We start from the raw sequence: 25,336 nt of genomic DNA, 5'->3' as shown, positions 1-25,336 counted from the left end.
CCGTTTTTCAACCGGCGCGAAGGGGTATAGTTCCAGCAAAAGGAGGGTGCAGCATGGCATTCGATTACGATCTGGACTATAAAAATTTGGACTTGCGGAAAAATCCCGAACTGTACCGCGTCGGAAAAGGCGAGCAGGGAGTGCTCCTCGTCGAGCCGTATAAAAGCGAGATCCTGCCCCATTGGCGCTTCAAGACACCGGAAATCGCCCAGGAATCGTGCGACAAGATTTCCGAGATGTTCGAGGAATACCGCAAGCAGGATGATTTCGTCGGCATGGACATGGCCCGCAAATTCATCCAGATGGGCTATACCCGTGCGCGGCGCTACACGAATTACAAAGGCGGCCGCAAATACAACGAAGACGGCTCGATCAAGGAACGCCAGATCGATGAGGTCAAAGCCGAATCCGCCGCCATCTTCAAAAAAAGATGGGACGAGATCCGCGAAGACGAAGATTATTTGCGCCGCAAGAAAGAACACCAGAAAAAACATGGCTGAACCTGCATAAGCGTGAAACGCAGCCGCTGAAAAGAACGTCGAATAGACGATAGGAAAGGGGAGTACGCCAATGAACCGATTTTGGAAAGCCATTGCGTTAATCGCCGCACTCCTGTTTCTCGGGGCATGCGGCGAACAGACTTTCAGCAATGGAGAAGAGTCCGGTTCCTATGCCGGCATTTTAATCGTCGAAGGCGAAGAATATGTATGGGAAGGCGAACTGGAAGGCAGCGAATACAGCGAGTCGGCAAGGCTCGGCGCCATCACCCAGTCGACGGCACCCGAAGTCATGCCGAGTGCCGATTTTTCTTCCAACTTCCTCGCTGAAGGCGCCGAGATTTACACAAGCAACGAAGATCCCGACGTGCTCCTCGCCAAACGGCATGACGGCAGCTGGGACGTGTTCAGGAAAAGTGCGGAGCAAGAATAGTGCAGCTGCATCCAATCGGGTGCGGTTTTTTTGTGGAATGAAGCGGTTGTTTGTGGAACGAAGTGATTTGTTTGCGGAACGAAGAGGTTGTTTGCGGAACGAAGCGGTTTGTTTGCGGAATGAAGATGATGCGATATTTTATCGATTGAGTATTCGCTGCCCCTGCTTTTTATTGGTGGTGTGTAGATAAAGATAGGGAAAAATCGCTTGCCGGCACGCGGCGTCAGGAACGTTAGTGCTTGGACCAGAAATTTGATTGGTGGATCAGAACTAATTAACTTCCATTCATTTGCGTAGCAGAATGCCCGAACACAATGAAATTTGGGCACCCGCCCCGGGCAGCTGAAAGCGCGGTGTCCTGCCGAATCAGCTGCATGACCCGCCACTGCGAGCCCCAAGCAGCCTCCTGGAACGCAGCCGAAAAGCGCAATCTTCTCCTCTCGCTTCTTTTCAATCCCACACACATTCATTTCCAGACAAACAGATGCAAAATAATAGGGGATGGTGTAATCTGAAAGCCAAGCAGATCAACGGAAAAGGATGAATGTATGATGAAACCGACAGTCAATGCCAAGGATGTCGCAAAGCTCGCGGGGGTCTCGCAGTCTTCTGTATCCCGCGTGTTTTTCGACGGAGCGAAAGTCACGGAAAAAACCCGCCAAAAAGTGCTGGCCGCAGCGAAAGAGCTCGGCTATCGCCCGAACGAATACGCCAGAAGCCTGATCACCAACAGTTCAAAAATCATCGGCCTGGTCATGAAAGGCGTCCAGAACCCCTTCTATCCGCAGGTCCTCAAGCAATTCACCACTTCGTTCAAAAAGCACGGCTATAGCGTCTTGTTCGTCCATACGAACAATGACGAAATCCAAAGCGACGACATCGACACCTTGCTCAATTACAACGTGGCGGGAGTGATCATCACGGATGCGTCGATGTCGATGAACGTCGCAGAAGCGTTTCAGGCCAACCGCATTCCGCTCGTCTTTTTCAATCGCAAACTGACAAGCAGCCAATTCCATTCGGTGTGCTGCAATAACTTGAACGCCAGCCGTAAAATCGCTGAATACCTGGCGGCACTTGAAACGGGGGAGATGGTGTATATTTCCGGAAACGAAGACACCTCGACGAGCCGTGAGCGCGAACAGGGATTTGCGGAAGTATTGAAGCAGCGGGGCATCGCCTATAAAAAATACACCTCGGATTTCAGCTATAACGGAGGTTACGAAACCGCGCAGAAAATCCTGTCGGCAGGCAAGATCCCATCTGCCGTTTTTGCGGCGAACGACATCATGGCACTCGGTGTCATGGATGCTTTCCGCAAGCAGGGAGTGCAGATCCCGGAACAGGTGAAAGTGATCGGCTTCGACAATATCGACATGGCTTCCTGGCCGGCGTACGAACTGACGACGTGGGAACAGCCGATCGAAAAAATGGTCGATGAAACGGTAAATTATTTGCTGTCGGAAATCAGCGAATACACGGGCCGGGCGCGGGCTGTCGAAGTGGAAGGAAGCTTTGTGGAAAGAAAAACCACATAATCCGTGGTTGACTTTCTGAAATAATTAAAATATTCTTGTTCTTAACAACAGTTTTGCATACGTATTCAAAGAGAGTTTATATCTTAATTTGAATACGTATGCAAAAAATCAGTAATGGAGGTTTTCATAATGGTCAAAGTATTGAAAGCAGGGAAATCACAGGAAGAAGTGAGCGCAAACGACTCGAAAGTATCGCAGATCGTTGCAGAGGCATTGAAGGACGTGGAAACACGCGGCGATGCGGCGGTCCGTGAACTTTCCGAGAAATTCGATAAATGGGCGCCTGAATCGTTCCGCTTGTCTGATGCGGAAATAAATGAAATCGTTTCCAAAGTTCCAGACAGCGTCATCGAAGACATCAAGTTCGCACAAAAGAACATCAAGGCGTTCGCCGAAGCGCAGCTCGATTCCTTGAATGATGTCGAAGTGGAACAGATCCCGGGTGTGGTTCTGGGGCATAAAAACATCCCCGTCAACAGCGTCGGCTGCTACATCCCAGGAGGCCGCTACCCGATGGTCGCTTCCGCCCATATGAGCGTTTTGACAGCGAAAGTCGCTGGCGTTAAACGCGTCATCGCATGCACACCGCCGATCAACGGCGAAATCCCGCACGCGACGATTGCGGCGATGTCCCTTGCCGGAGCGGATGAGATCTACTTGCTCGGCGGCATCCAGGCAATGGGAGCGATGGCGATCGGCACGGAAACGATCGAAGCGGTCGACATGATCGTCGGGCCGGGCAATGCGTTTGTCGCAGAAGCGAAGCGCCAGCTTTACGGCCGCGTCGGCATCGACTTGTTCGCCGGGCCGACCGAAACTTTGGTCGTTGCTGATCATACGGCTGATGCGGAAATGGTCGCCACCGATATTCTCGGGCAAGGCGAACATGGGCCGACTTCACCGGGAGCGTTGATCACCACTTCAGAGCAGCTCGCGAACGAAACCGTGAAAGAAATCGAACGCCAATTGGAGACCTTGCCGACAGCGGACGTCGCGCGTGTATCCTGGGAAGATTACGGGCAGATCCTGCTTGTCGATTCAATCGAAGAAGCGCGCATCGAAGCGGACCGTTTGGCATTTGAACACGTCGAGATCCTGACGGAAGATCCGGATTACTTCCTGGAACACATGACCAATTATGGGTGCTTATTCCTTGGGCCGGAAACGAACGTCGCGTATGGCGACAAAGTCATCGGCACGAACCATACCTTGCCGACAAAAGGCGCAGCACGCTACACCGGCGGGCTGTGGGTCGGGAAGTTCATCAAGACCGTCACGTACCAGAAAGTGACAACACCCGAAGCGAGCGCCTATATCGGGGAATATGCAGCGCGCTTGTGCCAATTGGAGAATTTCGCAGGGCATGCCGAGCAGGCACTCCTCCGCGTCAGAAGATACGGCAAGAACTAATTTCATTTAGGTGGTATGGGAGGAATAATAGATGCTCGGTTTAATCGGCATGTTTGGTGGATTGATTTTACTCATTGTCCTGACGATGCGCGGCATGAACTTGCTCATCGCAGCGCCGCTGACGGCTTTGTTTGTGGCAGTACTGAACGGTTTGCCTCTGTTCCCGCAACTGGCGGGAGAAGGGGCGGCCAATTATTTGACGAATTACATGGACGGCTTCACCGGATTTATCGCGTCCTGGTATTTGATGTTCCTGACCGGGGCGATTTTCGGGAAAGTGATGGAAGACACGGGCGCTGCCGATAGCGTATCGCGCTGGATCGTTGGCAAGATGGGCATGAAACGAGCAGCGCTTGCGGTCGTGCTCGCCTGTGCGGTCCTTACATACGGCGGCGTCAGCTTGTTCGTCGTCGCATTCTCGGTGTACCCGATGGCACTCAGCCTGTTTAAACAGGCGAATTTGCCGCGCCGCTTCATTCCGGCGGCACTCGCTTTCGGTTCGACGACATTCACGATGACGTCTGCCGGATCACCGGAGATCCAGAACTGGATCCCGATTGAATTTCTCGGCACTTCGCCGTATGCCGGCTGGGAAGTCAGCGCGATCGTCGCAGTGTTCATGATGGTCTTCGGTTATTGGTGGCTGACGAAAATGATCAACAAAGCGAAAGCGAAAGGCGAAGAGTTCGAATCACGCCCAACCGACCCGGACAATGAATCGCGCAAAGAATTGCCGAACCCGCTCCTCAGCATGGTGCCGCTTCTTGTCGTCCTTGGGTTCTCGTACATCTTCCATGATTCGCTCGGCACTTCCGCGTTGATCATCGCCTTGACTGGCGGGATCGTCTCGACTTGCCTGATCAACATCAAATTCATCCGCAACTTGAGCAAAGCGCTCGGCGACGGCGCAATGGGAGCGGTCATCGCGATCGCCAACACCGCCGCAGTCGTCGGCTTCGGCGGAGTCGTCAAAGCGACGCCATCTTTTGAAGCAGCCGTCGATGTCATGACCGGCATCCCGGGCAGCCCGTTGATCGGCGGGGCACTCGCTGTCGCGGTCATCGCCGGGCTCACCGGATCGTCTTCGGGCGGCCAGGCGATTGCGCTTCCGCTGCTTGCGCCCCATTATCTCGATATGGGCGTGGACCCGGAAGCCTTGCACCGGACCGTCGCCATTTCGTCCGGCTCGCTTGATTCCTTGCCGCAAGGCGGTTACGTCGTCACGACGATCCGCTCGATCGCAGGAGAAACCCACCGCGACGCCTATCCGGCATTCGGTGCATTGTCCGTTGTCGTGCCGCTTCTCGGTGCGGTACTCGCTGTGATTTTATTCTCAATCGGCCTATAAGATTCACATGCCCAACAGCTATCCGATTCGGAAGTTGTTGGGTTTCCTTGTATCATCCATCCTAAAAAAGAGGTGAACTCATATGGAGAAATTGACAATACTCGGAGCGGGAACGATGGGGCATTCGATCGCCCTGTCCGCGGCCTGGTCCGGCCACACGCCGACCGTCTACGGCATCAACGAACAGGACGTCACGAATGCGGACAAAGGCTTGGCGCAAAAACTGGCCGTCATGGCAGACAATGGCTTGTTTGATGAGAATGAAGCGCAGGCAATCCGCGGGAGAATCCTATTTACGACATCGCTTGAAGAAGCGGTAGGAGAGGCGACATTCATTCTCGAAGTCGTCCCGGAAAAGCTGCAATTGAAACGAGACTTGTATAAGCAATTGGAAAGCCTCATCGATCCTTCGGTCATCATCGCAAGCAACACATCAGGTTTCAAGCCTTCGCTGCTCGCTGAAGGAATGAACCATCCGGAACGCTTCATCGTCGCCCATTTCTGGAACCCAGGACATTTGATCCCGCTTGTCGAAGTCGTTAACGGGGAACGGACCCAAGAAGAAGCGACCGCACGCACGATGGCCTTATTGAAGGCGATGAATAAAAAACCGATCCTGCTGAACAAGGAATTGCCGGGCTTCATCGGCAACCGCCTGCAATACGCATTGTTCCGGGAAGCGCAAGCGCTGTTGGATGCGGGCGCTGCGAGCAAGGAAGACATCGATGCCGCGGTCACTTACAGCATCGGGCGGCGCCTTCCGGTAACGGGGCCGTTGATGACGGCGGATATGGGCGGGCTCGATGTGTTCTCGGCCATCTCGAATTATTTATTCGAAGACTTAGCGGACGATCAGCGCTCCGGCAAAATCTTGTCGCAGTTAGTCGACCAGCACAAGCTCGGCGATAAAACAGGACAAGGTTTCTACGAGTGGGCGCCCGACGTGTCCGAAAAAATCAACCGCAAACGCGAACAGACCTTAATCCAGTTTTTGAAAAACGATTTGGAACAGGAGGGCTAAGATGACAAATTATTTCGCTGAACTCAAAGGGCAAACGGTCGTCGTCACCGGCGGCAGCAAAGGCCTCGGAAAAGACATTGCGCTGACGTTCGCCGAACTCGGCGCAAACGTTGCGATTTCCGGAAGAAACGAGGAAGCGCTCGCAGCCGCGCTTGAGGAACTGCGCGCCCATAACCCGAAGTGCATCGCGGTCGCCGGGGATTTGAGTGATATTAATGAAGTGAAAAAGTTGATCAACACTGCCGCCACTCAGTTCGGCACAATTGATGTCCTCGTCAACAACGCCGGCGTCAATATCGCGAAACCGGCGATGGACGTAACGGAAGCAGATTGGGATACGGTGCTTGACTTGAATTTAAAGTCGGCGTTTTTCGCGAGCCAAGCAGCAGCGAAATACATGCTCGCGCAAAAAAGCGGCCGCATCATCAACATCGCATCGCAAATGGCATTTGTCGGCTACATCAAGCGCGCCGCTTATTGCTCGAGCAAGGGCGGCATGGTGCAGATGACCAAAGCGCTCGCGGTCGAGTGGGCGAAGCAAGGGATTCGCGTCAACGCCGTTGCGCCGACATTCGTTGAGACGGAGTTTACGGAGAAGATGTTCGAGGACCAGGCGTTCAAAGACGACGTCAACAGCCGCATCCTGCTCGACGGCCTGTCGCAGCCGAAAGACACATCCGGCGCGGTATTGTATTTAGCGTCCAATCTATCGAATTTTGTCACCGGCGAAACGATCAAAGTCGACGGCGGCTGGACCGCGATATAAGAAGAGTGATGTGTGGCATTCAGATGAAGATAGCGAGGGTTTGGGTGTGGAAGTGTTTTTGGATTCTATTAATGCTTCAGCAATATAGCCGCTGCCTTGCTTTGGGTTGAGCTCCCGCCGTAAGTCAAGAAGAACACTTGTCTTACGGCTTCGCTTCACCCTGGAGGCTCGGCAGCTGAGAGATTTCATTGCATCTAGATTGTTTAAATGGATTTGCTTCTGTAATTAGTTGCCGTCTAGCGGGGGAATCGCTTCCCCGGGTGATAGTTAAAGTAAGATAGCGAGGGTTTGCTTGTGGAAACGTTTCGGTTTTCTGGTTGAGCATCGTCTTGGCAGTCGCCGCCATGCTTTGGGATGGCCTCTTGCAATAAGCCAAGAAGAACACTTGTCTTACTGCGTCGGCTCACCCCTTTACGCTGGTCGGCTGAGAGATTTCATTGATTCGGGTGCGTTTAAGCAGATTTGCTTCATTACACAGTTGCCGGCTAGTGGGGGAATCGCTTCTAAGTACGCGGCGCCTGGCACGTTGGTGCTTGAACCAGAAATTTGGTTGATGGATCGGAACTAATTAACTTCCATTCACAGCAAAGTTGACGTGAGCTACAAAACCTGACGCATTTTCACATTTTCTATCGAGCGAACAGAAGAAAATTCCTTCCCCTCTAAAACTAGAGACGGAGTGGAAGGGGGCTGACGCCTGTGGGACCGCGCGGGCTGGCGAGACAAACGTGCTGCGTTCTTTGCGGCACGTTGGCTCAACACCCGCCCCACGGCAAGCAGCCCCCTGCAACGCAGTCGAAAAGCGGAAGCTTTTCCTATCACTTCTTTTCATTTCACATTTATCGTTATATCAGCATGATTGAGTCCTGCCATCGAAAAAAGCCTCCCGACATTGCCGGGAGGCTTTATACAATTATGCTTCTTGAGTGTCCATAGCTGTTTCTTCTGTCAAGCCGTGCTTTTTCTCGGTTTCTGCGACCATCAATGCACAAGCCGCGTCACCGGAAATATTGATTGCTGTGCGTGACATATCAAGCAAGCGGTCGATCCCGAGCACAAGGCCGATGCCTTCAACCGGCAGGCCGACACTCGACAAGACCATCGCGAGCATGATCAGCCCGACACCAGGGACGCCGGCCGTTCCGATACTCGCAAGCACTGCGGTCAATACGACCGTCAATAATTGGCCGAATGTCAAATCGACCATGAAGGCCTGTGCGATGAACATCGTCGCGGCACCTTGCATGATCGCCGTCCCGTCCATATTGATCGTCGCGCCGAGCGGCTGGACGAACGAACTGACCGACTTCGGGATCTTCAAATCACGCTGCGCGACTTCCATCGAAACCGGCAGCGTGCCCGTGCTGCTGGATGTACTGAAAGCGACGGTCATGGCAGGCATGAAAGTTTTGAAAAACCAGACCGGGCTCTTTTTCGCCATCAGCCACACGGTGCCGCCATAGGTCAAGATGGCGTGGATCAAAAGCGCGCCGATGACGACGAGCATATAGGAGCCCATCGCCTGGATCGCGGCAAGGCCTTGTGAACCGATCGCCGTGGCAATCAAGCCGAATGTGCCGTAAGGGGCAAAGCGCATGACGATTCCGACGAGGTACATCATCACTTCATTGCCTTGTTCGACGAGATTCAAGATGCCTTTTGTCTTATCGCCAAGCGCGGTAAGCGCCAAGCCGACAAAGACCGCGAAGACGATGATCTGGAGCATATTGCCTTCGGTCATCGCTTCAAGCGGGTTTTTCGGGATGATGTTGAGCAGCGTATCGGCGATCGATGGGGCATCGTCCGGGCTGTAAGTCGCCGCGTCGATATCGAAATCACCTGCTGCACCCGGCTGGACGACGGCTGCGAGGCCGAGGCCGATCGCAATGGCGATGGTCGTCGTCACGAGGAAATACGAAATGGTCTTGATGCCGATGCGGCCGAGTTTCGCAGGATCGCCAAGCCCGGCGGTCCCGAGGACGATCGACAAGAACACGAGCGGCACGACGAGCATGCTGATGAGGGCGAGGAAAATCTGCCCGACCGGCACGAAGACGTAAGGATTGAGTATTGCGAAAACTTCGGGCGCAAAAAGATTTAAAAGCAGTCCTGTGATCGCACCTAAGATCAAGGCACTGATGACTTTAAAAGTTAAGCCTTTCTTTTTCTTCAATTCATCCACCAACTTTCTTCATTTAAGGAAACGCATAAAAACAAGTGTAACCGAAGCGGAACAAAATCAACAGTTTCAACAGACCTCTCTGCTTGGGAAGGGATTCCCTAAAAAACTGCAACTATTCTTATAGATCTGTCGTCTATCATGATAGAATTACGGCGAAAAGAGGTAAAAATATGGTTAAGAAAGCAGTCATCGCAGGCGGCACGGGGTTCATCGGAATGTACTTGAAAGAAAAATACGAGCGTCTCGGCTACCGCGTTCACATCATTTCCAGACAGTCAGGACATATCCAATGGGACGACGCATGCGCCATGAAAGATGCGCTTGACGGGGCCAAACTGGTGATCAACCTCGCCGGGAAATCCGTCAATTGCCGCTATACCGAAGCGAATAAACGCGAGATTTTTAATTCCCGCACCGAAACGACCGAGACGCTTGGCCGAATGATCGAAGCATGCAGCACCGCTCCCGAATTATGGGTCAATGCCAGCACGGCCACGATTTACCGCCATGCCGAAGACCGCCCCATGACGGAGCGGAATGGGGAAATCGGGCGCGGATTTTCCGTAGCTGTCGCGAAAGCCTGGGAAGACAGCTTCTTTTCATTCCACTTGCCGGACACGCGCCAAGTGGCATTGCGCATCGCCATTGTCCTCGGTGACGGCGGCGTCATGGAGCCGTACCGCAAGCTCGTGAAATACGGGCTCGGCGGCAAACAAGGAAGTGGCCGGCAGATGTTCAGCTGGATCCATATCGAAGACTTGTACCGCACCGTGCGTTTCATGCAGCACCGCGATGAACTGTCGGGCGTCTTCAACGCCTCCGCACCGAATCCGGTCACGAACCAGGAATGGATGAAAATGCTGCGGCAATCGATGAACCGCCGGGGTGGGCTCCCTGCATCGAAATGGATGCTTGAAACAGGCGCAGCCGCACTCCGGACCGAAACGGAATTGATCCTGAAAAGCCGCTGGGCCGTGCCGGAGCGGCTCGTGCGGGAAGGTTTCCGCTTCCGCTATCCGGGCCTCAGGAGCGCGCTGGCTGACTTGAATAATTAAGAAACGCAGGCATTCAACAGAATGTCTGTATTTTTATGCGCAATTCTGCACCAGGTAGGGTATGCTAAAGACAAACAGACTTTGGGGGAAATAGCCATGAAAGAACGTTTGGATCCGATCCATGCAGCAAAAGTATTTGTCGAAACGAATTTCCGCCATTGCCGTGGCGCGCTGCTTGCGGGAAGCGTCGTGCGCGGGCAGGAGACGGCGACTTCGGACCTCGATATCGTCGTGTTCGATGAAACCTTGATGAACTCGTACCGCGAATCCTTGGTCGCTTTCGGCTGGCCGATTGAAGTATTTGTCTATAACCTCACATCATATAAGGTATTTTTCGAGAAAGATCGCAAAGCCGCCAAGCCGAGCATGCCGCGCATGGTCAGTGAAGGCATCATCCTGAAAGATACCGGCATCATGGAAAGCATACAGCAAGAAGCAAAAGCCTTGCTTGAAGCAGGCCCGGAAGCGTGGAGCACGGATACGATCCGCACAAAACGCTATTTCATTACCGATGTGCTGGACGATTTGCGGGGCAGCGACGACCGGAAAGAACGGCTGTTTTGTGTCAACACGCTTTCGGATTTGGTGAGCGAATTCATTTTGCGCACGGAACAAAAATGGATCGGCTCATCCAAGTGGGTCATTCGGTCACTTGAAGCGCATGACCATGAACTTGCGGTCCGCTTTGTCGAGGCGTTCGAGCATTTTTACCGGACTGACGAAACGGAACATATTATCGAATTTGTTGAAAGTGTCCTCGAGCCTTACGGCGGCCGCTTATTTGACGGATTTTCAATCGGGAAAGCAGAAGCTGAGAGGACAAAAGAAAAACACTAAGCATAAATTTCAGCTTCCCGAGAATCTTGAATATTAGGCGGAAATCTGTTTAGTGGCTTTAAATGAAGGATGCTTTTGCAAAAGCAGCTTTATTCCGATGGCCATTTTCAAGCCGCCATCGATTATCGCGAACACAAGAAAAGGGACATCCACAAGCAGCAAGCCAAGAACGCCATTGCCGATTGTTAAAATGGCGAGCACTACCATCCAACTGCCTTGAGAGAAATAAAAGAGGACGAAATGGATTCCGACGGCGATAAACAGGCTCAGCCAAAATACCCTCAGGTCCGAAAAGCCGACGATAAGTCCGCATGCTGTGCATAAGGCGATATTTAGAAAAATCGCGATGTTTTCAAAGCGATCTTGGAACTTGGAGTTTTTGCCGTATGCCAGTTTGCGGTTCACAAATGGCAATGCCAAGATCAACACGAAGCCGATCGCGTAACCGGCCCCAAGCAACACAGGCTGGACGAGCAATGGCCCGCCGGCAAGTGCCGCAGCGATAATAATCATTCCGATATAGAGAAGCCAAACTCCACTTGTGCGTTGAGTGGGGTATTTAATTGGGTCATCTGATTTAATTGTCAAAAGCTGTTCCTCCCGCTGCAAAATAGTAGCTGATGCTCAATGGAAATACGAATCAAGTCTGTAAAAGTTTCCTTGAAATTATGCAACACACAAAAATAGCCTTCGCCGTGCATGAGAGAGCTGCACGGTGGAGGCTATTTTAAATTAATACATTTCCAACCGCTGCAATTCCTGTCCGTCTGCATCGAGCAATTGGAGCGGGATCGGGCGTTCTTCTGGTGCGTTTTCGATAAACCAGACCGCTTTTCCGGCGAGACCGGTTTCTTCCATTAATTCGCCCGGGAAGCGCTCGCCAAGCAATAGTTGGTCAGTTGGAACCTCGCCAATCTGCACGTGGCGCCCGTCAGCCGGGTCAAACAGTCCGTAGACCAAGCCGTCGCTGCTCATATAGCTGTCGATGCGGTCCGGGTCGTCGAGTGAGGGGATGGTCGCTTCGCTTCGGGTGTCGAGTTGCCAGCCGAACCAGGATTCTGTCGCCGTCGCCGCACCGAAATTATCATCGCCGCGGATGAAAAAAAATAACGCACGGCCGTTCAGTTCATAGACAGGCGTCAACACGAGGTCATCGTCGCCATCGCGCACCGCCTGTTCCGCCGTATCGACCGTATCCGAACTCCACACGAGCGCAATGATGAGCGCCGCGGCAAGTACCAGGCCGATCAGCACAAGCATGCGTTTTTGGATCAAATTATTCAGGGTCATCCATAATTTCCCCTTCCGTTTTGCGATGCTTCCATTATACGGTATTTCGCCGAATAGGGGGAAATGAAAAAACGCCCGGATGAGCCCGGGCGTTTTAATCACTCTTTTTCCGTCAAGAACGTGATGACTGCAAACAAGGCGAAGGCGAACAGCAACAGCGTGCCGCCGACGATGAAGAAGATCAAGACGAAGGTATCGTTCATATTGAACGGATTCAAATTATAGAACCACATGCCGGCGGTCAGTCCGACTGCCCCGATCATCGCGAGGAATCCGTGGATGGTGACCAGCTTTTTGTACTTCACGGTATATAGGCGGTAGAAGACGCCCCAGGCAAAAACCGAGAGCCAGCCGACGAGCAGGATGTGGGCGTGGATCGGGCGCAGCGCGTAATCCATCTGGCCGGCCATATGCGAGCCAAGATATGTTCCGATCAGTCCGAAGATGGCCGAGAACTGGATCAAGCGCAAGCTCCATTTTTTTTCTAAAGTGTTGTTGCGCGGTGTAGCTGTGTTGTTCATGAAAATCCTCCTATAGCTTTTGGGCACAGCGGCAGGAAAGGCGGCCGCTAGAAAGTCCCTGAATTCGTATGACTGTATCATACCGCACGAATATAAACGCTATATGAACGGGGCGTGACAGATCATCGACAATTTTCCTTACTGCACTTCGCTTTCCGTCAAGGGTTCAGTGATTTCGTGCTTCTCCGTTCGATCCTTCAAGCCTTTGGCGAGGCGGTAGATGATCCAGGCGGTGAGCAGCGTGCTGATAATCATGATGATGATATTCGCGAACGCTTTCGCTTCGATGTCAGCCATTGTCGTCACGATAAACCAATCGATCGCGAAAAACTCATCGATCGGCACATACATCGACAACGCCGCCAGCGCATTATTGAGCATGTGGAACAGGATCGGCAGCAATAAATTGCCGGTGCGCAAATACAGGAGTGATGCGATGATGCCGAATAAGAACGAGCCGACAAAATCGAGATGCAGCACCCCGAACATCAAGCTCGAAATCAAGATGCCGCCCCACATCGAAGTTTTTGCCGCGAAACGGGTCAAGAACACGCCGCGGAAGACGAACTCTTCCACGATCGGCGCCAAGATGACGAGCGTCAGCAGCATGAAATACTCATACCCGACACCGCCCGGCATCTCGACCGGCTCCAGCATTAATTCCGCAAGCCAAGGGAAGGCGGGGGAAACAATCGCGAGCTGCAGCCAGAACATCGTCAGCGAAAAGGCAATCGACACGAGCACCATGCCCGCGATCCCGGGAAGCCACGGCTTGATGCCTTTGGTGGATAGCACTTCACTTAGTGACCAATCGGGGTTCTTGCTCCAATAATAATGAAAGAAAAAGTACGGGACAACAATATAAAAGGCAAGCTGCACCGCGATTTCGGTCGTGACGGGATCCGCGCCGATCAGCATGAAGATGACCAAAGTCGCGAAGACGCCGAGAATGGTGAAGAGGATCAAATAACGCGATTTCATTTCAGCGAACATAAAGGGCCTCCTTTTCTTCCTTAATTATACGGAACATGGGGCGGTTTGTTTCATAATGAACGAGATTCTTCGTTTTAAATGTTAGTATTCCGCAAAACTGCTGCGAATAGCGCTGTATCCCGGGAATGCTGGACGATGAAGGAGTCGATTTCGAACTTCCAAATCCCATATCCAAAAATTTCCGTATTGAAGCGGGCGTTTTAAGGGTAAGATGGTAGAAAAGGCTATGGAGACGGAGGGGTAGCAATGGGGAAAGGGAAGCTGTGGATGATCGGGCTTGGCGCGGCACTTGCGCTTGCGGCGTGTTCGGACGAGGAAACGGAAGCGCCGGTGCCGGAAGAAGCGGAACCGGAGACGGTCGCATCGCCGGCACCCCGCGCAGAGCAGTTCATGGAATTGTGGCAGGCGGGCGAATACGAAACGCTGTACGAGGAATTTTTGACGGAGCGTGCCAAAGAGGCATTCGGGGAAGAGACCTTCATTGAATGGCAAGTGGAACTCGAAGAGCAATTATCGCTGACAGAGCGCGAGATCGATTGGGAATTGGGCGAAGAACCGTGGCTGAAAAACGAGCCGGCGGATATCCCGCTGGCGATTTCGATGGACAGCGTCATCGGCGAGATCGAATTCGATAAGACGCTGAGCTTTGTCTATGAGGAGGCGGAAGAAAACGCAGAAGGCGAATGGTTCGCGGAATGGGATCCTTCCTTCATCCTGCCGAACCTGTCGGAAGGCGATAATGTCTCCGTGCAGATCAGCGATACCGAACGCGGTGAGATCGTCGACCGCAACGGCAAGGTCATCGCCGGCAATACGGATGCCTATGAGATCGGCGTCGTGCCGGGGAATTTCGACCGCGACGATTACACGGAGCGGCTCGCGGGGCTTTTGGATTTGTCCGTCGAAGACATTGACGCAGAACTCGAAAAGCCGTGGGTCGAGCCGCATCATTACGTGCCGCTCGGAACCGTCCGGCCGGACCGCGAAAAATTGAACCGGCTGTTTGCGATTCCCGGGACCAAGCGCACGAAAGTGACGATGCGCCATTACCCGTACGGCGAATCGATGGCGCATTTGACCGGCTACATCGCGCCGATCACCGCTGAACAGCTGGAAGAGCGCAGCGGCCAGGGATACGGCCAAGGCGATATCGTCGGGCGGGAAGGCTTGGAAGAGATCTTTGAAACCGAGCTGCGCGGAAAACGCGGCGGCAAGATCTTGATCGAAAAGACCGCACAGAACGAAACGATCACCGCCGTCGACAACTCCTCGGCAGCCGGCGAGACGATCGAACTGACGATCGATGCCGATTTGCAGCAGGAAATCTATAAAGAGATGGGCAAGAAACCGGGCACTGCCGCGGCGGTCGACCCGTACACGGGCGAGACGCATGTGTTGGTCAGTTCGCCGGCCTACGACCCGAACGACTTCATTCCGGGAATCAAGGAAAGCCGTTTCCGCCAGCTGGCCAACGATCCGGACCAGCCCTTCTTCAACCGGGCAGCGGCGGCGTATCCACCGTCTTATGTGATGCAGCCAATCACTGCGGCCGTGGCCATGAAGCAAGGGACGCTGGATCCTGCGGAAGGCATCGAGATCGACGGGGAGACGTGGCAGAAATTCCCGTCCTGGAACGATTTCCGCATCACCCGCCCGAATCCGGGTGTTTCGAATCCGATCGACATGCAAAAAGCGCTCGTCCATTCCGACAGCATCTACTTTGCGATCCAGGCGAGCAATATGCCGGACGATAGCTTTTTAGAAGGCTTGAATGAATTTGGCTTCGGCCAGGCATTCGATTATCCGGTGCCGCTAGCGGCTTCGCAAATTTCGGAAAGCGGCACGTTCGGCTCGGAAGGCCAGCTCGCGAGTTCCGCATCCGGCGAAAGCCAAGTGCGCGTCAACATCCTCCACGCGGCACTCATGTACGGCACGTTTTTAGCGGACGGCGACATGAAAAAGCCGGTCCTGTTCGGGGACGCTGAAGAAGAAAACTTGAAGCAAGAGCTTCTGAGCGCCGAACAAGCGGAATTGGTCCGCACGGCACTCGTCCAAGCCGGTGAAGAAGACGGCCATGATTTTGCCGGCAAGACGGCCGTCATCAAAACCGATGACGGCGACATGGGCTGGTTCGCCGGTTACGACCCGAAAGTCGGCAATTTGAGCGCGGCGGTCATGATGGAAGATGAGGAAGACGCAGCGGCCATTGCCGGCGCATTGTTCAGCGATGACTAAACAGGGAGAGGTGGCCATGAAAAGCTTTGCGACGCACGACGAACAGCTCGCGATCTTGAAAAGCCGCGGGCTCGTTATTGAAGACGAAGCGGCCGCAAGACGCGTGCTGTCGCGCGATAATTATTATGCGCTGATCGATGGCTATAAAGAGCCGTTTCTCGAGCGCGATGAAACGAAAAACCCGTACGGCGAGGAAATGTACGAAGCTGGGACGGCGTTCAATCATATCCTCGCGCTGTATCAATTCGACCGCAAGCTGCGTTTGTTGTTGCTCAGCGAACTCTTGAAGTTCGAGCGCAGCATCAAATCGAAGCTCGCCTACCGGTTTTCCGAACGCTTCCCGGAAGTCGACAGCTTTCTCGACAGCGCGAATTACAGCCCGGACAACATCCATTTTCACGAACGCGACCGCATCACGGCGACGCTCAACAATTTGATCGAAAGCCATCGGAAGCGCCACCGCGTGCGCTATCCGGAGCTCCGCGAGTTCTACGAAAAACATAAGAACTTGCCGCTATGGGTGCTCGTCAATTTCCTGTCGCTCGGCCAGATCACCAATTTCTACACGGTCATCGACCAGGACTTGCGCACGCGCATCGCCCAGGATTTCGCAGACGATGCGGGCGAACACGGCATCGAACTGAGTGCAGCGGAACTCGACGAGATTCTGTCAATCGCGTTTCCGTTCCGCAACAAGGCAGCTCACGAAGAAGTGCTGTATTCGTTCCGGCTCAGGTCGCCCCTTGAACTCACGCGTCTAGAAGCGAAATTGCATCAGGAAAAAGGATATATCACACGCGGGACGACCGCTTCATTGATCAAATTGTTGAAAGTGGTGTCGCCGCCAGATGAGTATGAAGTTTTCACTCGGGAGCTGTTGGAATTGATCCGCGAGTTGGAAGAAGCTTTGCCGGAGCGGCCGTATGTTTGGATCATGAAAGAAGCAGGATTCCGCGAATAAAAAAGACTTGGAGACAGTCTTTTGATATTTATAGAGCTTGGTTGCTGTACATTCCAGCGGACGCTTTCCGGAGGGCTCGCATTGAGCCGCTTCGTCGCTAGCGCTCCTGTAGGGTCTCAATTGTCTCGCTAATCCTCCCGGAGTCGCCGCTTACATTTCCAGCAACTGAGTGGATTATAAAAGAAGCAGGATTCCGCGAATAGAAAAAAGGCCTGGTCCGCGGACCAGGCCTTTTTCATATTAAAGACTCTGTGATTTTTGGTAGCTGCGTATGCTACGTTCGATTACTGGACGTGTAATCGAGAACACCGCACAGCCAAGCGCAACGAGTACGATCACGGCGCCGACCCAAGCAGTGCTGGTGACCGAGCCGGTTTGCGTCAAAGTAAGACCGCCGACTGCGGAACCGAGCGCGATGCCGACTTGCAGTGCCGAGTTATTGAAGCTCTGCTGGATATCGGACGTTTCGGGATCGGTTTCGATCAAATAGCTTTGCTGCGGCGGGGCAAGTGCCCAGCTGAGCGCGGCCCAAATGACCATCACCGGCAAGAAGATGACAAGCGAGAATGTCGTGAACGGAAGCACGAACAAGCTGACGGCAAACGCCGAGATGACGATAAGGATGCTCTTTTTCGATCCGATCGAATCGGACATGGTGCCGCCGATTGCGCCGCCACTCACTGCCGCAATCCCGAAGATCAAATAACAGGCACTGACCCAGAAAGGGCTGAGCTGCATGGTCGTTTCCAAAAACGGCGTGAAGTATGCATAAACCGTGTAATGCCCGGCAAGCATGAACAGCGTCGCGAGGTGGGCGGTGCCGATCTTTGCACTCGCGACCGCTTTTAATTGCTGCTTAAGCGGAATCGCCGTGCCTCCAGGAATGGGCTGGATGTAAAGCGCGATCAAGGCCATCGAACCGAGCGAAAGTGCGGCGATCGCAAGGAAAATGACGCGCCAGCCGAACGCATCGGCGATCAGGATGCCGAGCGGGACGCCGAGCACGAGCGACGAGCTGATTCCCATGAAGATCAAGCCGATCGCTTTCGCGCGGTAAGGCGGCTCGACGATTTTTGCGGCGATCGTCAAGGCCAATACGACGATGAGCGCCGTACTCGCCGCGGTAATGACGCGCGCGATCATCATCCATGTGAAGTCGGGGCTGAAGAAGGTCATGATGTTCCCGAGGAAAAAGATGAACATGGAAACCAAATACACTTTCTTGCGCTCAAAGCGGCTCGTCGCAATGAGCAGCACCGGGCCGGCCACGGCATAAATCAAGGCGAACAAGGTGATCAACTGGCCGGCAGCGCTCACGGACACATCGAACTCTTCGGCGATGGTCGGCAAGATGCCGCCGATGATCAATTCCACAAGCCCGACCGCCACTGTGGCGAGGGCTAAAATATAAACTTTCAAATTCATAACATACGCTTCCTTTCATATATACAAGTTTTACGGATTTGCGCCTTTTAATGGCTGGAGTGTTTCACCAGATATTCCGCAAAACAGCTGGCTTTCCGGGGGGCTCGAGCTGAACTAATTCGGGCTATACGCCCGAATGGATTTCAGCACTTCGCTGAACCCCCAGGAGTCTGCGCTGTTTTGCTCCATATCTTTTGCGTATCAGCTGAGTGGTCTCATCTTTTCAAGGCTTCGTAAGTCCAACTTGCAGAAGTATTATCAGAAAATAAAAAAATCCTGATTACAGAAAACGAAAAGATCGCTTTCTGTAATCAGGATTTTTCGGTTCCTGGTAGAGACCCTTAAGCCGTATCCTTAAGGTTATACAGATAGATTGATGGGGTTATTCACTTTGAACAGCTTACTACAACGACAAGGTTTATGCAAGAGAATATACAATAGACGTCCGACCTCTTGGGGAACCGAAACTTTTTCAAGGACTGGCCGTATAATTCATTACAATGGAAAACACGGCAAAATAAGAAAGGGTGGAGACGATGAAATCGACAGGGCACGTCTTTCTCATGCTCGGGTTCATCTTTTTGATTTTGAGTTTCACGGGCGATATGTCGCCGGCGCTCGGCATCGCGTTCCTGGCACTCGGGATTATCTACAGCTCTGAAAACGCCGATAAAAAGGCGAAAAAGCCAAAAGGCAATTCTTAAGATTTTCTGGGGATTGGCGGATCCCGCTAGTCACTCGGAGCGAAAGCCTGTATCGTAGATGATAACAAATCTACCGGTACAGGCTTTTTTCATTTTAACAGGAATAGGGGAATATCAATGAACATACTCGTAGTCGAAGACGACCGGACGATCGCTTCCGGCCTGACATATTCGCTCGAACAGGAAGGCTTCACCACGGTGTTATGCCACACGGCAAAGGACGCCACTGCGGCGATCGAAGAGCAGCTCCCAACAATCGATTTATGCCTCTTCGATCTGTCCTTGCCGGACGGCAGCGGCTATGACTTATGCGCGCTCGTGAAAAAGAAAAGCGATATCCCGGTCATTTTCCTGACGGCGTTCGATGATGAAGTGAATGTCGTCATGGGGCTCGATATGGGTGCGGACGACTATATCACCAAGCCGTTCCGCGTGCGTGAACTGTTGTCGCGCATCAATTCCGTGCTACGCCGCTATCAGCGCCATGCGCAGCCGAAAACGGTCGTCGAACTCGGCGACGTGCACATTAACACATCGGACGGCAAAGTCCATAAAGCGGGCAATGAAGTTCTCCTCACTGCACTCGAATATCGCTTGCTGCTCATTTTCGCGAACCACCTCGGCCAAGTGCTGACGCGGGCGCAATTGCTCGACCGCATCTGGGACGTCGGCGGCGATTTCGTCAACGATAATACGCTGACGGTCTACATTAAACGGCTGCGCGAAAAGCTGGAAGATGATCCCGCACGCCCCGAACTCATCAAAACGGTCCGCGGCATGGGCTATAAGGCGGGTGAGTAAGGATGCTGCGCAATATTGAAATCCGCTGGCTGCTGGTCATACTCACCACGATCACTGCCCTTGGCACGATCCTCGCCGCTATTTTCGTTTCCTCTACGGCCGCGTGGTTCGTGCTCGGCGTTGCGTTATTGCTGAGTGCAACGGCGATCATCTTCACCTGGTGGCGCTACCGGGAAATCGAACGCTTATCCGGTTTCCTGCAGCAAATCAGCGGTGGCGATTTCCAACTCGACGTGCGCGACAACCGCGAAGGCGAGCTGAGCTTACTCAAAACACAAATCTACAAAGTGACGAAAATGCTGTCGGAACACGGCGCTCTGCTTAGTGAAGACAAAGGCAAACTGACAAACGCCATTTCGGACATCTCCCACCAATTAAAAACGCCGCTCACCTCAATGATGGTCATGGCGGATCTCTTACGCGACAGCGAGTTGGATGACGCAAAACGCACCGAATTCATCCGCAATCTCCACGTTCAGCTCGAGCGCATGGACTGGCTTGTGTCATCGCTGTTGAAACTATCGAAGATCGATGCCGGCACGATTCATTTTAAACAAGACCGCATCCTGGTATCCAAGCTCATCGAAAAAGCGGTCGAACCGCTGCACATCCCGATGGACATTAAAATGCAGGAACTTCACATCGAAGGCGATCAGGACGCAGCGTTTACAGGCGACCTCAACTGGACGACAGAAGCACTCATCAATATTTTGAAGAACTGTGTCGAACATACCGGGGAAGGCGGAAAGGTGACAATTCGCTATAGCGAAAACGCGCTGTACACCGATATCCGCATCGAAGACAACGGCAGCGGCATTTCCAGAAAAGACTTACCCTATATCTTCAAGCGCTTCTATAAAGGCGAAAACGCTGGCGACGACTCGGTCGGCATCGGCCTCGCCATGGCCTATAGCATCATCACGAGCCAAAGCGGCGACATCGAAGTCGCGAGCACGCCGGGCGAAGGCACCCGTTTCCATATCAAATTCTACAAGCAGGTGATCTAGCGCCTGCTTTTTTTCGTGGAATGAAAAAACAGAAACTCCGCATCCGTGGAATTTCTGCTCAACTTTTTAATTAAAATTAATAGTCATCCGGAGGTGCTATTAAACCACCAGACGACCAGTGCCAAACTGACAACGCCCCAAGCAGTAACGCTCCATACCCACCAAACCATGTGCTTGGTATCTCTTGAAGCTTCCTCGCTGTCCGGGTGTGCTTTAACATGCGCGAGTTTCGTCTCCATTCGTTTTTTCATCAAAAGGAATACAAGCAATCCGATAAGGATGAAACCGACCATGAACCACAATAAGAAATCCACGTTTTATTCCTCCTCTGTTTTGGTGATTTGTTTCACTCTACACCTGTGCAAACAAACTGAGCTAAATAGGAGTTTTGATAATTAAATTGTAACATGAAATCAATACCTGGAAATTGCCTTCCACTTTTAGGAGAAGCAGAACAAATCTCCATTCCATTTCCTTAAGTGACTAAACTGTCACTTGAAAGTCACCGGGCAGTCATTAACCCTCTCTATACTAAGGTTATGTAAGACGATAAAGAGTTGAAATCCTCACAGACTATCTCATTAAGTTTTGGTGAGTTGTATTATTTTTCTTTTTAAGTCGATAAAGAATGAAGCAAAACTGCGGAGACTCCCAAGGGAGCAGTGCTCTTTTAAGCGACGAGACAGCCGAGACCCTGCAAGCGAATGTGCGAAGCAACGCTGAACACATTCGTTTGCGAAGCTCGAACAAAGTGAGAGTTGAGCAGGTGGTTTTCAGCGCAGCGACGAAGCGGCTTGGCGCTCGCCCGCAGGAAATGAATTAGCGAAGGGGAGCTGAGCTAATTCATTTGCGACGCATTTACGCAGTAAATGTGGGAGCAAGCGGTTTTCTGCGATGCTCGACCATGGGGAGAGTAGAGCACAGGGTTTTGGAGTAGTTTTGCGAATGTGGTGAAAATCCAACTTAATTAATAAACAGTAACCAAACGGAGGGTACACTCATGACAATCATGGAAGTAAAAAACTTATCAAAAGTATACGGCAAGGATGAAATGGCAGTCACCGCACTCGACGATGTGTCGTTTAGCGTCAACAAAGGCGAATTCATCTGCATCATCGGGCCATCGGGTTCCGGCAAATCGACTTTGCTTCACCTGCTCGGCGGCGTCGACCGACCGTCTAGCGGCAAGGTCTCAATCGACGGCACGGACATCTATCAACTCGACGAAACGCAGCTCGCGATTTTCCGCCGCCGCCAAATCGGCTTGATCTATCAATTCTACAACTTAATCCCAATCTTGACGGTCGAAGAAAACATCACCTTGCCGATGCTGCTCGACGAACAGCGCGTCGACAAACACCAATTCCGCAAGATCTCCGAGTCGCTCGGGCTCGACCAACGCCTTAACCATCTACCGAACCAATTATCCGGCGGCCAGCAGCAGCGCGTGTCAATCGGCCGCGCGCTCGTCAGCAACCCGGCGATCATGCTCGCGGACGAACCGACCGGAAACTTGGATAGCAAAAACAGCGAAGAAATTATGGAGCTCCTGAAGATGTTCAATAAAACCTTCAAGCAGACTTTGATTGTCATCACGCACGATGAGCGCATCGCTTTGCAAGCCGACCGCGTCATTTCGATCGAAGACGGCAAGATCGCCAAAGACGAGGTCATCCGCTCATGAACATCGTCAATAAAGTCACCGTCCGCCACTTGAAGGAAAACAAACGGCGCTCGCTTGTAACCATTATCGGCGCCATCATTTCCGTCGCCATGATCACCGCCGTCGCAACGCTCGGCGTGTCGTTTCTCGATCTGTTGATTCGCGGGGACATCGAAGAAAACGGCGAATGGCATGTGCAGTATCAAGACGCAAATGTCGAACAGCTCGAAGCGGTTGCTAAAGACGACAACACCGAACAGCTTATTGTCACGAGCGATGGCTTTGCCGCATTCGACAGCGCCAAAACGGAAAACAAACGTTATCTTTATTTTCGCAACTTCGAAGCACAAGGCATGGATCATTTCCCGCTTGCGCTCACAGAAGGGCGCTTGCCTGAAAACGCCAATGAAGTCGTTATCTCGGAAACTTTAAACACTAATTCCGACGAAACGTACCAAGTCGGCGACACTTTGACCGCTGGCATAGGCGAACGCATGCACAGCTTGGAAAACCGCAAGCTGTCAGAGTTCGATGCCATGCAATTCGGTGAAGGCGATACGTTTAATGAAGAACTGGTTAATGTAGAAGAGCAAACCTTCGACATCGTCGGCATCATCGAGCAGCCGGGCTGGGAAGTGTCTTGGCTGCCGGTCGTGAGCGTCGTCGGATTTACTGACACCAACACGGCCGCAGTGGATGACACGTTTGACGGTTACGTTGTCGCTTCAAAAATCAACAATGATTTATTCGATGATGCCAAAGCGTTTGCCGAAGCACAAGGCATTCCGTCGGTTGACTTCAACTCGGATCTTCTGCGCTTATACGGCGCGACGCAAAACGATAATTTGCGGTCGACCTTGTTCTCGCTCGCCGGCATCATGATGGGCATCGTTGTCATCGGCTCCGTGGCCCTTATCTACAACGCGTTCGCCATCAGCGTCTCCGAACGCGCACGCCATCTCGGCATGCTCGCAAGCGTCGGGGCGACGAAACGCCAGAAACGCAACTCGGTATTTTTCGAAGGGGCCATCATCGGCGCCATCAGCATTCCGTTTGGCATACTTGCGGGGCTTGGCGGCATTTGGGTGACCTTCCAGTTCGTAAACACCTTCTTGCAAGGCGCGCTCAATGTCGAGCAAGAGCTCGAAGTCGTTGTCACGCCGATGATGCTTGTCGTCGCAATCGGCGTCTCGGCACTGACGATTTTGATTTCAACGTACATTCCGGCGCAAAAAGCGTCGAAGATCTCGGCGATCGACGCCATCCGCCAAACGCAAGACATCAAACTGACGGGGAAAGCCGTGAAGACCTCGAAATGGGTGCGCAAGCTGTTTGGCTTGGAAGCGGAAATCGGCTTGAAAAACTTGAAGCGCAACCGCAAACGTTATTTGGCTACGGTGTTCTCACTGGTCATTTCGATTGTCTTGTTCTTGTCGGTGACGTATTTCACCAATAACTTGAAAACATCGCTTGAAATGACGCAAAGCGAGCTGCGATACGATATCCAATTGTATGGCGGTGAACTGAACGAAGACAGCCTCGCACAATACGCAAACCTTCCGGATGTCACGGAGGCCGGCTTGATGCGCCAGGCAGGAGGCGAAGCGCATATCTCGCAAGACCGATTGCCGGAAGCCTTGCTTGAAGAAATTGAACGGGGCGAAACGGAGCTCGTCGACGACCGCTACCGATATTACGTGTCGGTCTATGCCATGGACAGTGAAAACTTCGAGCAATACGCAGAACAAATCGGCGTCGATCCAGCCGATTTCGGACAGGAAACGCCGCGTGCCATCCTTATCGACAAAGTAGTCTACCAAGACGGCATGTCCGGCACGTTGAAAGAAACGGAGACTGTCAAAGTGGAGCAAGGCGAGAGTTTAGAACTTCTTGGCAGTTCCATCGATGAAATGGGTGAGGAAATCGAACCGGAAGTGCTCGCCAATGTCGAAATCGCCGCGCTGACAGACGAAACGCCAGCGGGTGTGTCCGCTTCCTATCTAGGTAATTTGGATTTGATCGTGCCAATGGATGCTCTTGATGAACTCGGCTTTATCGCTGGCGACACCTATCCGTCCATCACGCTTGCATCGAGCGACCCGATGAAAACAGAAGCCGAGATTCTGGAAATCAACGAAGCGGGCATCGACATCTCGAACGTCTTCCAGCGGCGCCAGCAGCAAGAACAACTCGTCTTACTCATGCAAGTGTTCACGTACGGATTCATCACCTTGATCTCGCTCATTTCCATCGCGAACATCTTCAACACCATCTCGACGAGTGTTCAACTTAGAAAACGGGAATTCGCCATGCTGCGCTCGGTCGGCATGACCCCGAAAGGCTTCAATAAAATGATTCGCTACGAAAGCCTGTTCTACGGCGTCAAAGCCCTCGCATACGGCTTGCCGATCAGTTTCGCCGCGATGTTTGCGATGCATTTCGCACTCGGCCAGACCTTCGATTACGGATTCATCGTGCCGTGGGGCAGTATCGCCTTTGTCATCGTCGTCATTTTCCTGATTGTCGGTGCAGCGATGCTGTACTCAATCGCGAAAATCAAGAACGACAACATCATTGAAAGCTTGAAACAGGAAAATGCATAACGAAAACGCGCTCTGCCTTTTGGCGGAGCGCGTTTTTCTATGTATT

The 25,336-nt window shown here is 52.6% G+C and carries 23 protein-coding genes and 1 riboswitch; of the genes, 16 read left to right on the top strand and 7 right to left on the bottom strand.

Features of this window, described 5'->3' with window-relative positions:
- The first annotated feature begins 53 nt into the window (after positions 1-53).
- From DP119_RS11180 to DP119_RS11150, 7 genes are all read left to right on the top strand, one after another.
- The gene (locus DP119_RS11180; protein ID WP_112233252.1) at positions 54-500 is read left to right on the top strand and encodes a DUF4385 domain-containing protein; all 447 of its coding nucleotides are present in this window, start codon (positions 54-56) and stop codon (positions 498-500) included.
- A 70-nt stretch (positions 501-570) separates the two neighbouring features.
- Positions 571-930 carry a hypothetical protein gene (locus DP119_RS11175; protein ID WP_112233251.1) on the top strand — a complete coding sequence of 120 codons (360 nt, stop codon included), beginning with the start codon at positions 571-573 and terminating at the stop codon, positions 928-930.
- Positions 931-1,478: 548 nt separating this feature from the next.
- Positions 1,479-2,468: a LacI family DNA-binding transcriptional regulator gene (locus tag DP119_RS11170; protein ID WP_112233250.1), complete on the top strand. Its 990-nt coding sequence runs from the start codon at positions 1,479-1,481 to the stop codon at positions 2,466-2,468.
- A 129-nt stretch (positions 2,469-2,597) separates the two neighbouring features.
- Positions 2,598-3,878, top strand: a complete 1,281-nt coding sequence (gene hisD, locus DP119_RS11165; protein WP_112233249.1) for a histidinol dehydrogenase — start codon at positions 2,598-2,600, stop codon at positions 3,876-3,878.
- A gap of 31 nt (positions 3,879-3,909) precedes the next feature.
- Complete coding sequence (locus DP119_RS11160; protein ID WP_112233248.1) at positions 3,910-5,226, top strand: GntP family permease; 1,317 nt, start codon at positions 3,910-3,912, stop codon at positions 5,224-5,226.
- An 82-nt stretch (positions 5,227-5,308) separates the two neighbouring features.
- Positions 5,309-6,247: a 3-hydroxyacyl-CoA dehydrogenase family protein gene (locus DP119_RS11155; protein WP_112233247.1), complete on the top strand. Its 939-nt coding sequence runs from the start codon at positions 5,309-5,311 to the stop codon at positions 6,245-6,247.
- 1 nt (position 6,248) lies between these two features.
- On the top strand, positions 6,249-7,013 hold the full coding sequence (locus tag DP119_RS11150) for an SDR family NAD(P)-dependent oxidoreductase (protein ID WP_112233246.1): 765 nt from the start codon (positions 6,249-6,251) through the stop codon (positions 7,011-7,013).
- 913 nt (positions 7,014-7,926) lie between these two features.
- On the opposite strand, the gene DP119_RS11140 is transcribed toward DP119_RS11150, so the two are convergent.
- Positions 7,927-9,195: a dicarboxylate/amino acid:cation symporter gene (locus DP119_RS11140; RefSeq protein ID WP_240616425.1), complete on the bottom strand. Its 1,269-nt coding sequence runs from the start codon at positions 9,193-9,195 to the stop codon at positions 7,927-7,929.
- 170 nt (positions 9,196-9,365) lie between these two features.
- On the opposite strand from DP119_RS11140, the gene DP119_RS11135 reads away from it, so the two are divergent.
- Complete coding sequence (locus DP119_RS11135; protein ID WP_112233245.1) at positions 9,366-10,250, top strand: TIGR01777 family oxidoreductase; 885 nt, start codon at positions 9,366-9,368, stop codon at positions 10,248-10,250.
- 96 nt (positions 10,251-10,346) lie between these two features.
- A complete protein-coding gene (locus tag DP119_RS11130) occupies positions 10,347-11,087 on the top strand; it encodes a nucleotidyltransferase domain-containing protein (protein ID WP_112233244.1) in 741 nt (246 codons plus the stop codon).
- 33 nt (positions 11,088-11,120) lie between these two features.
- Here the strand turns inward: DP119_RS11130 and DP119_RS11125 are convergent, their stop codons facing one another.
- The 4 genes from DP119_RS11125 to DP119_RS11110 form a co-directional block, all read right to left on the bottom strand.
- Positions 11,121-11,675, bottom strand: a complete 555-nt coding sequence (locus DP119_RS11125; protein WP_101805318.1) for a DUF6609 family protein — start codon at positions 11,673-11,675, stop codon at positions 11,121-11,123.
- A 144-nt stretch (positions 11,676-11,819) separates the two neighbouring features.
- Positions 11,820-12,377, bottom strand: coding sequence for a hypothetical protein (locus DP119_RS11120; RefSeq protein WP_112233243.1), 558 nt, complete (start codon positions 12,375-12,377; stop codon positions 11,820-11,822).
- A gap of 98 nt (positions 12,378-12,475) precedes the next feature.
- The gene (locus DP119_RS11115; RefSeq protein ID WP_112233242.1) at positions 12,476-12,898 is read right to left on the bottom strand and encodes a hypothetical protein; all 423 of its coding nucleotides are present in this window, start codon (positions 12,896-12,898) and stop codon (positions 12,476-12,478) included.
- 138 nt (positions 12,899-13,036) lie between these two features.
- Positions 13,037-13,891 (bottom strand): CPBP family intramembrane glutamic endopeptidase, encoded by an 855-nt coding sequence (locus DP119_RS11110; RefSeq protein WP_112233241.1) that lies wholly within the window; start codon positions 13,889-13,891, stop codon positions 13,037-13,039.
- Between the two features lie 246 nt (positions 13,892-14,137).
- Here DP119_RS11110 and DP119_RS11105 point away from each other — a divergent pair, with 246 nt between their 5' ends.
- Positions 14,138-16,126 carry a penicillin-binding transpeptidase domain-containing protein gene (locus DP119_RS11105; RefSeq protein ID WP_112233240.1) on the top strand — a complete coding sequence of 663 codons (1,989 nt, stop codon included), beginning with the start codon at positions 14,138-14,140 and terminating at the stop codon, positions 16,124-16,126.
- Between the two features lie 16 nt (positions 16,127-16,142).
- Entirely contained in the window at positions 16,143-17,087 is a 945-nt protein-coding gene (locus DP119_RS11100) for an Abi family protein (protein ID WP_112233239.1), read from the top strand.
- Between the two features lie 240 nt (positions 17,088-17,327).
- Here the strand turns inward: DP119_RS11100 and DP119_RS11095 are convergent, their stop codons facing one another.
- Positions 17,328-18,512, bottom strand: coding sequence for an MFS transporter (locus DP119_RS11095; RefSeq protein WP_112233238.1), 1,185 nt, complete (start codon positions 18,510-18,512; stop codon positions 17,328-17,330).
- A 288-nt stretch (positions 18,513-18,800) separates the two neighbouring features.
- Positions 18,801-18,900, bottom strand: a riboswitch (purine riboswitch).
- A 148-nt stretch (positions 18,901-19,048) separates the two neighbouring features.
- Here DP119_RS11095 and DP119_RS15865 point away from each other — a divergent pair.
- From DP119_RS15865 to DP119_RS11085, 3 genes are all read left to right on the top strand, one after another.
- Positions 19,049-19,216 carry a hypothetical protein gene (locus tag DP119_RS15865; protein ID WP_157101615.1) on the top strand — a complete coding sequence of 56 codons (168 nt, stop codon included), beginning with the start codon at positions 19,049-19,051 and terminating at the stop codon, positions 19,214-19,216.
- A gap of 117 nt (positions 19,217-19,333) precedes the next feature.
- Positions 19,334-20,017 carry a response regulator transcription factor gene (locus DP119_RS11090; RefSeq protein ID WP_112233237.1) on the top strand — a complete coding sequence of 228 codons (684 nt, stop codon included), beginning with the start codon at positions 19,334-19,336 and terminating at the stop codon, positions 20,015-20,017.
- Between the two features lie 2 nt (positions 20,018-20,019).
- Positions 20,020-21,024, top strand: a complete 1,005-nt coding sequence (locus DP119_RS11085; protein WP_112233236.1) for a sensor histidine kinase — start codon at positions 20,020-20,022, stop codon at positions 21,022-21,024.
- Positions 21,025-21,107: 83 nt separating this feature from the next.
- Here the strand turns inward: DP119_RS11085 and DP119_RS11080 are convergent, their stop codons facing one another.
- A complete protein-coding gene (locus tag DP119_RS11080; protein ID WP_112233235.1) occupies positions 21,108-21,338 on the bottom strand; it encodes a hypothetical protein in 231 nt (76 codons plus the stop codon).
- A gap of 686 nt (positions 21,339-22,024) precedes the next feature.
- Between DP119_RS11080 and DP119_RS11075 the strand changes: the two genes are divergently transcribed.
- Positions 22,025-22,708 (top strand): ABC transporter ATP-binding protein, encoded by a 684-nt coding sequence (locus tag DP119_RS11075; RefSeq protein WP_112233234.1) that lies wholly within the window; start codon positions 22,025-22,027, stop codon positions 22,706-22,708.
- Positions 22,705-25,290 (top strand): ABC transporter permease, encoded by a 2,586-nt coding sequence (locus DP119_RS11070; protein ID WP_112233233.1) that lies wholly within the window; start codon positions 22,705-22,707, stop codon positions 25,288-25,290. The genes DP119_RS11075 and DP119_RS11070 overlap by 4 nt, the downstream gene beginning before the upstream one ends.
- The last annotated feature ends 46 nt before the right edge of the window (positions 25,291-25,336 follow it).

The organism is Planococcus maitriensis, assembly GCF_003289925.1.
Taxonomy (GTDB): Bacteria; Bacillota; Bacilli; order Bacillales_A; family Planococcaceae; genus Planococcus; species Planococcus maitriensis.
Note: the sequence above shows the minus strand (reverse complement) of the source record. Positions and strands in the feature narration are given on the sequence as shown.

Coding starts and splice junctions, on each gene's coding strand:
- DP119_RS11180 (WP_112233252.1), top strand. CDS start 54: ATGGCATTCGATTACGATCTGGACTATAAAAATTTGGACTTGCGGAAA.
- DP119_RS11175 (WP_112233251.1), top strand. CDS start 571: ATGAACCGATTTTGGAAAGCCATTGCGTTAATCGCCGCACTCCTGTTT.
- DP119_RS11170 (WP_112233250.1), top strand. CDS start 1,479: ATGATGAAACCGACAGTCAATGCCAAGGATGTCGCAAAGCTCGCGGGG.
- hisD (WP_112233249.1), top strand. CDS start 2,598: ATGGTCAAAGTATTGAAAGCAGGGAAATCACAGGAAGAAGTGAGCGCA.
- DP119_RS11160 (WP_112233248.1), top strand. CDS start 3,910: ATGCTCGGTTTAATCGGCATGTTTGGTGGATTGATTTTACTCATTGTC.
- DP119_RS11155 (WP_112233247.1), top strand. CDS start 5,309: ATGGAGAAATTGACAATACTCGGAGCGGGAACGATGGGGCATTCGATC.
- DP119_RS11150 (WP_112233246.1), top strand. CDS start 6,249: ATGACAAATTATTTCGCTGAACTCAAAGGGCAAACGGTCGTCGTCACC.
- DP119_RS11135 (WP_112233245.1), top strand. CDS start 9,366: ATGGTTAAGAAAGCAGTCATCGCAGGCGGCACGGGGTTCATCGGAATG.
- DP119_RS11130 (WP_112233244.1), top strand. CDS start 10,347: ATGAAAGAACGTTTGGATCCGATCCATGCAGCAAAAGTATTTGTCGAA.
- DP119_RS11120 (WP_112233243.1), bottom strand. CDS start 12,377: ATGACCCTGAATAATTTGATCCAAAAACGCATGCTTGTGCTGATCGGC.
- DP119_RS11115 (WP_112233242.1), bottom strand. CDS start 12,898: ATGAACAACACAGCTACACCGCGCAACAACACTTTAGAAAAAAAATGG.
- DP119_RS11110 (WP_112233241.1), bottom strand. CDS start 13,891: ATGTTCGCTGAAATGAAATCGCGTTATTTGATCCTCTTCACCATTCTC.
- DP119_RS11105 (WP_112233240.1), top strand. CDS start 14,138: ATGGGGAAAGGGAAGCTGTGGATGATCGGGCTTGGCGCGGCACTTGCG.
- DP119_RS11100 (WP_112233239.1), top strand. CDS start 16,143: ATGAAAAGCTTTGCGACGCACGACGAACAGCTCGCGATCTTGAAAAGC.
- DP119_RS11095 (WP_112233238.1), bottom strand. CDS start 18,512: ATGAATTTGAAAGTTTATATTTTAGCCCTCGCCACAGTGGCGGTCGGG.
- DP119_RS15865 (WP_157101615.1), top strand. CDS start 19,049: ATGAAATCGACAGGGCACGTCTTTCTCATGCTCGGGTTCATCTTTTTG.
- DP119_RS11090 (WP_112233237.1), top strand. CDS start 19,334: ATGAACATACTCGTAGTCGAAGACGACCGGACGATCGCTTCCGGCCTG.
- DP119_RS11085 (WP_112233236.1), top strand. CDS start 20,020: ATGCTGCGCAATATTGAAATCCGCTGGCTGCTGGTCATACTCACCACG.
- DP119_RS11075 (WP_112233234.1), top strand. CDS start 22,025: ATGACAATCATGGAAGTAAAAAACTTATCAAAAGTATACGGCAAGGAT.
- DP119_RS11070 (WP_112233233.1), top strand. CDS start 22,705: ATGAACATCGTCAATAAAGTCACCGTCCGCCACTTGAAGGAAAACAAA.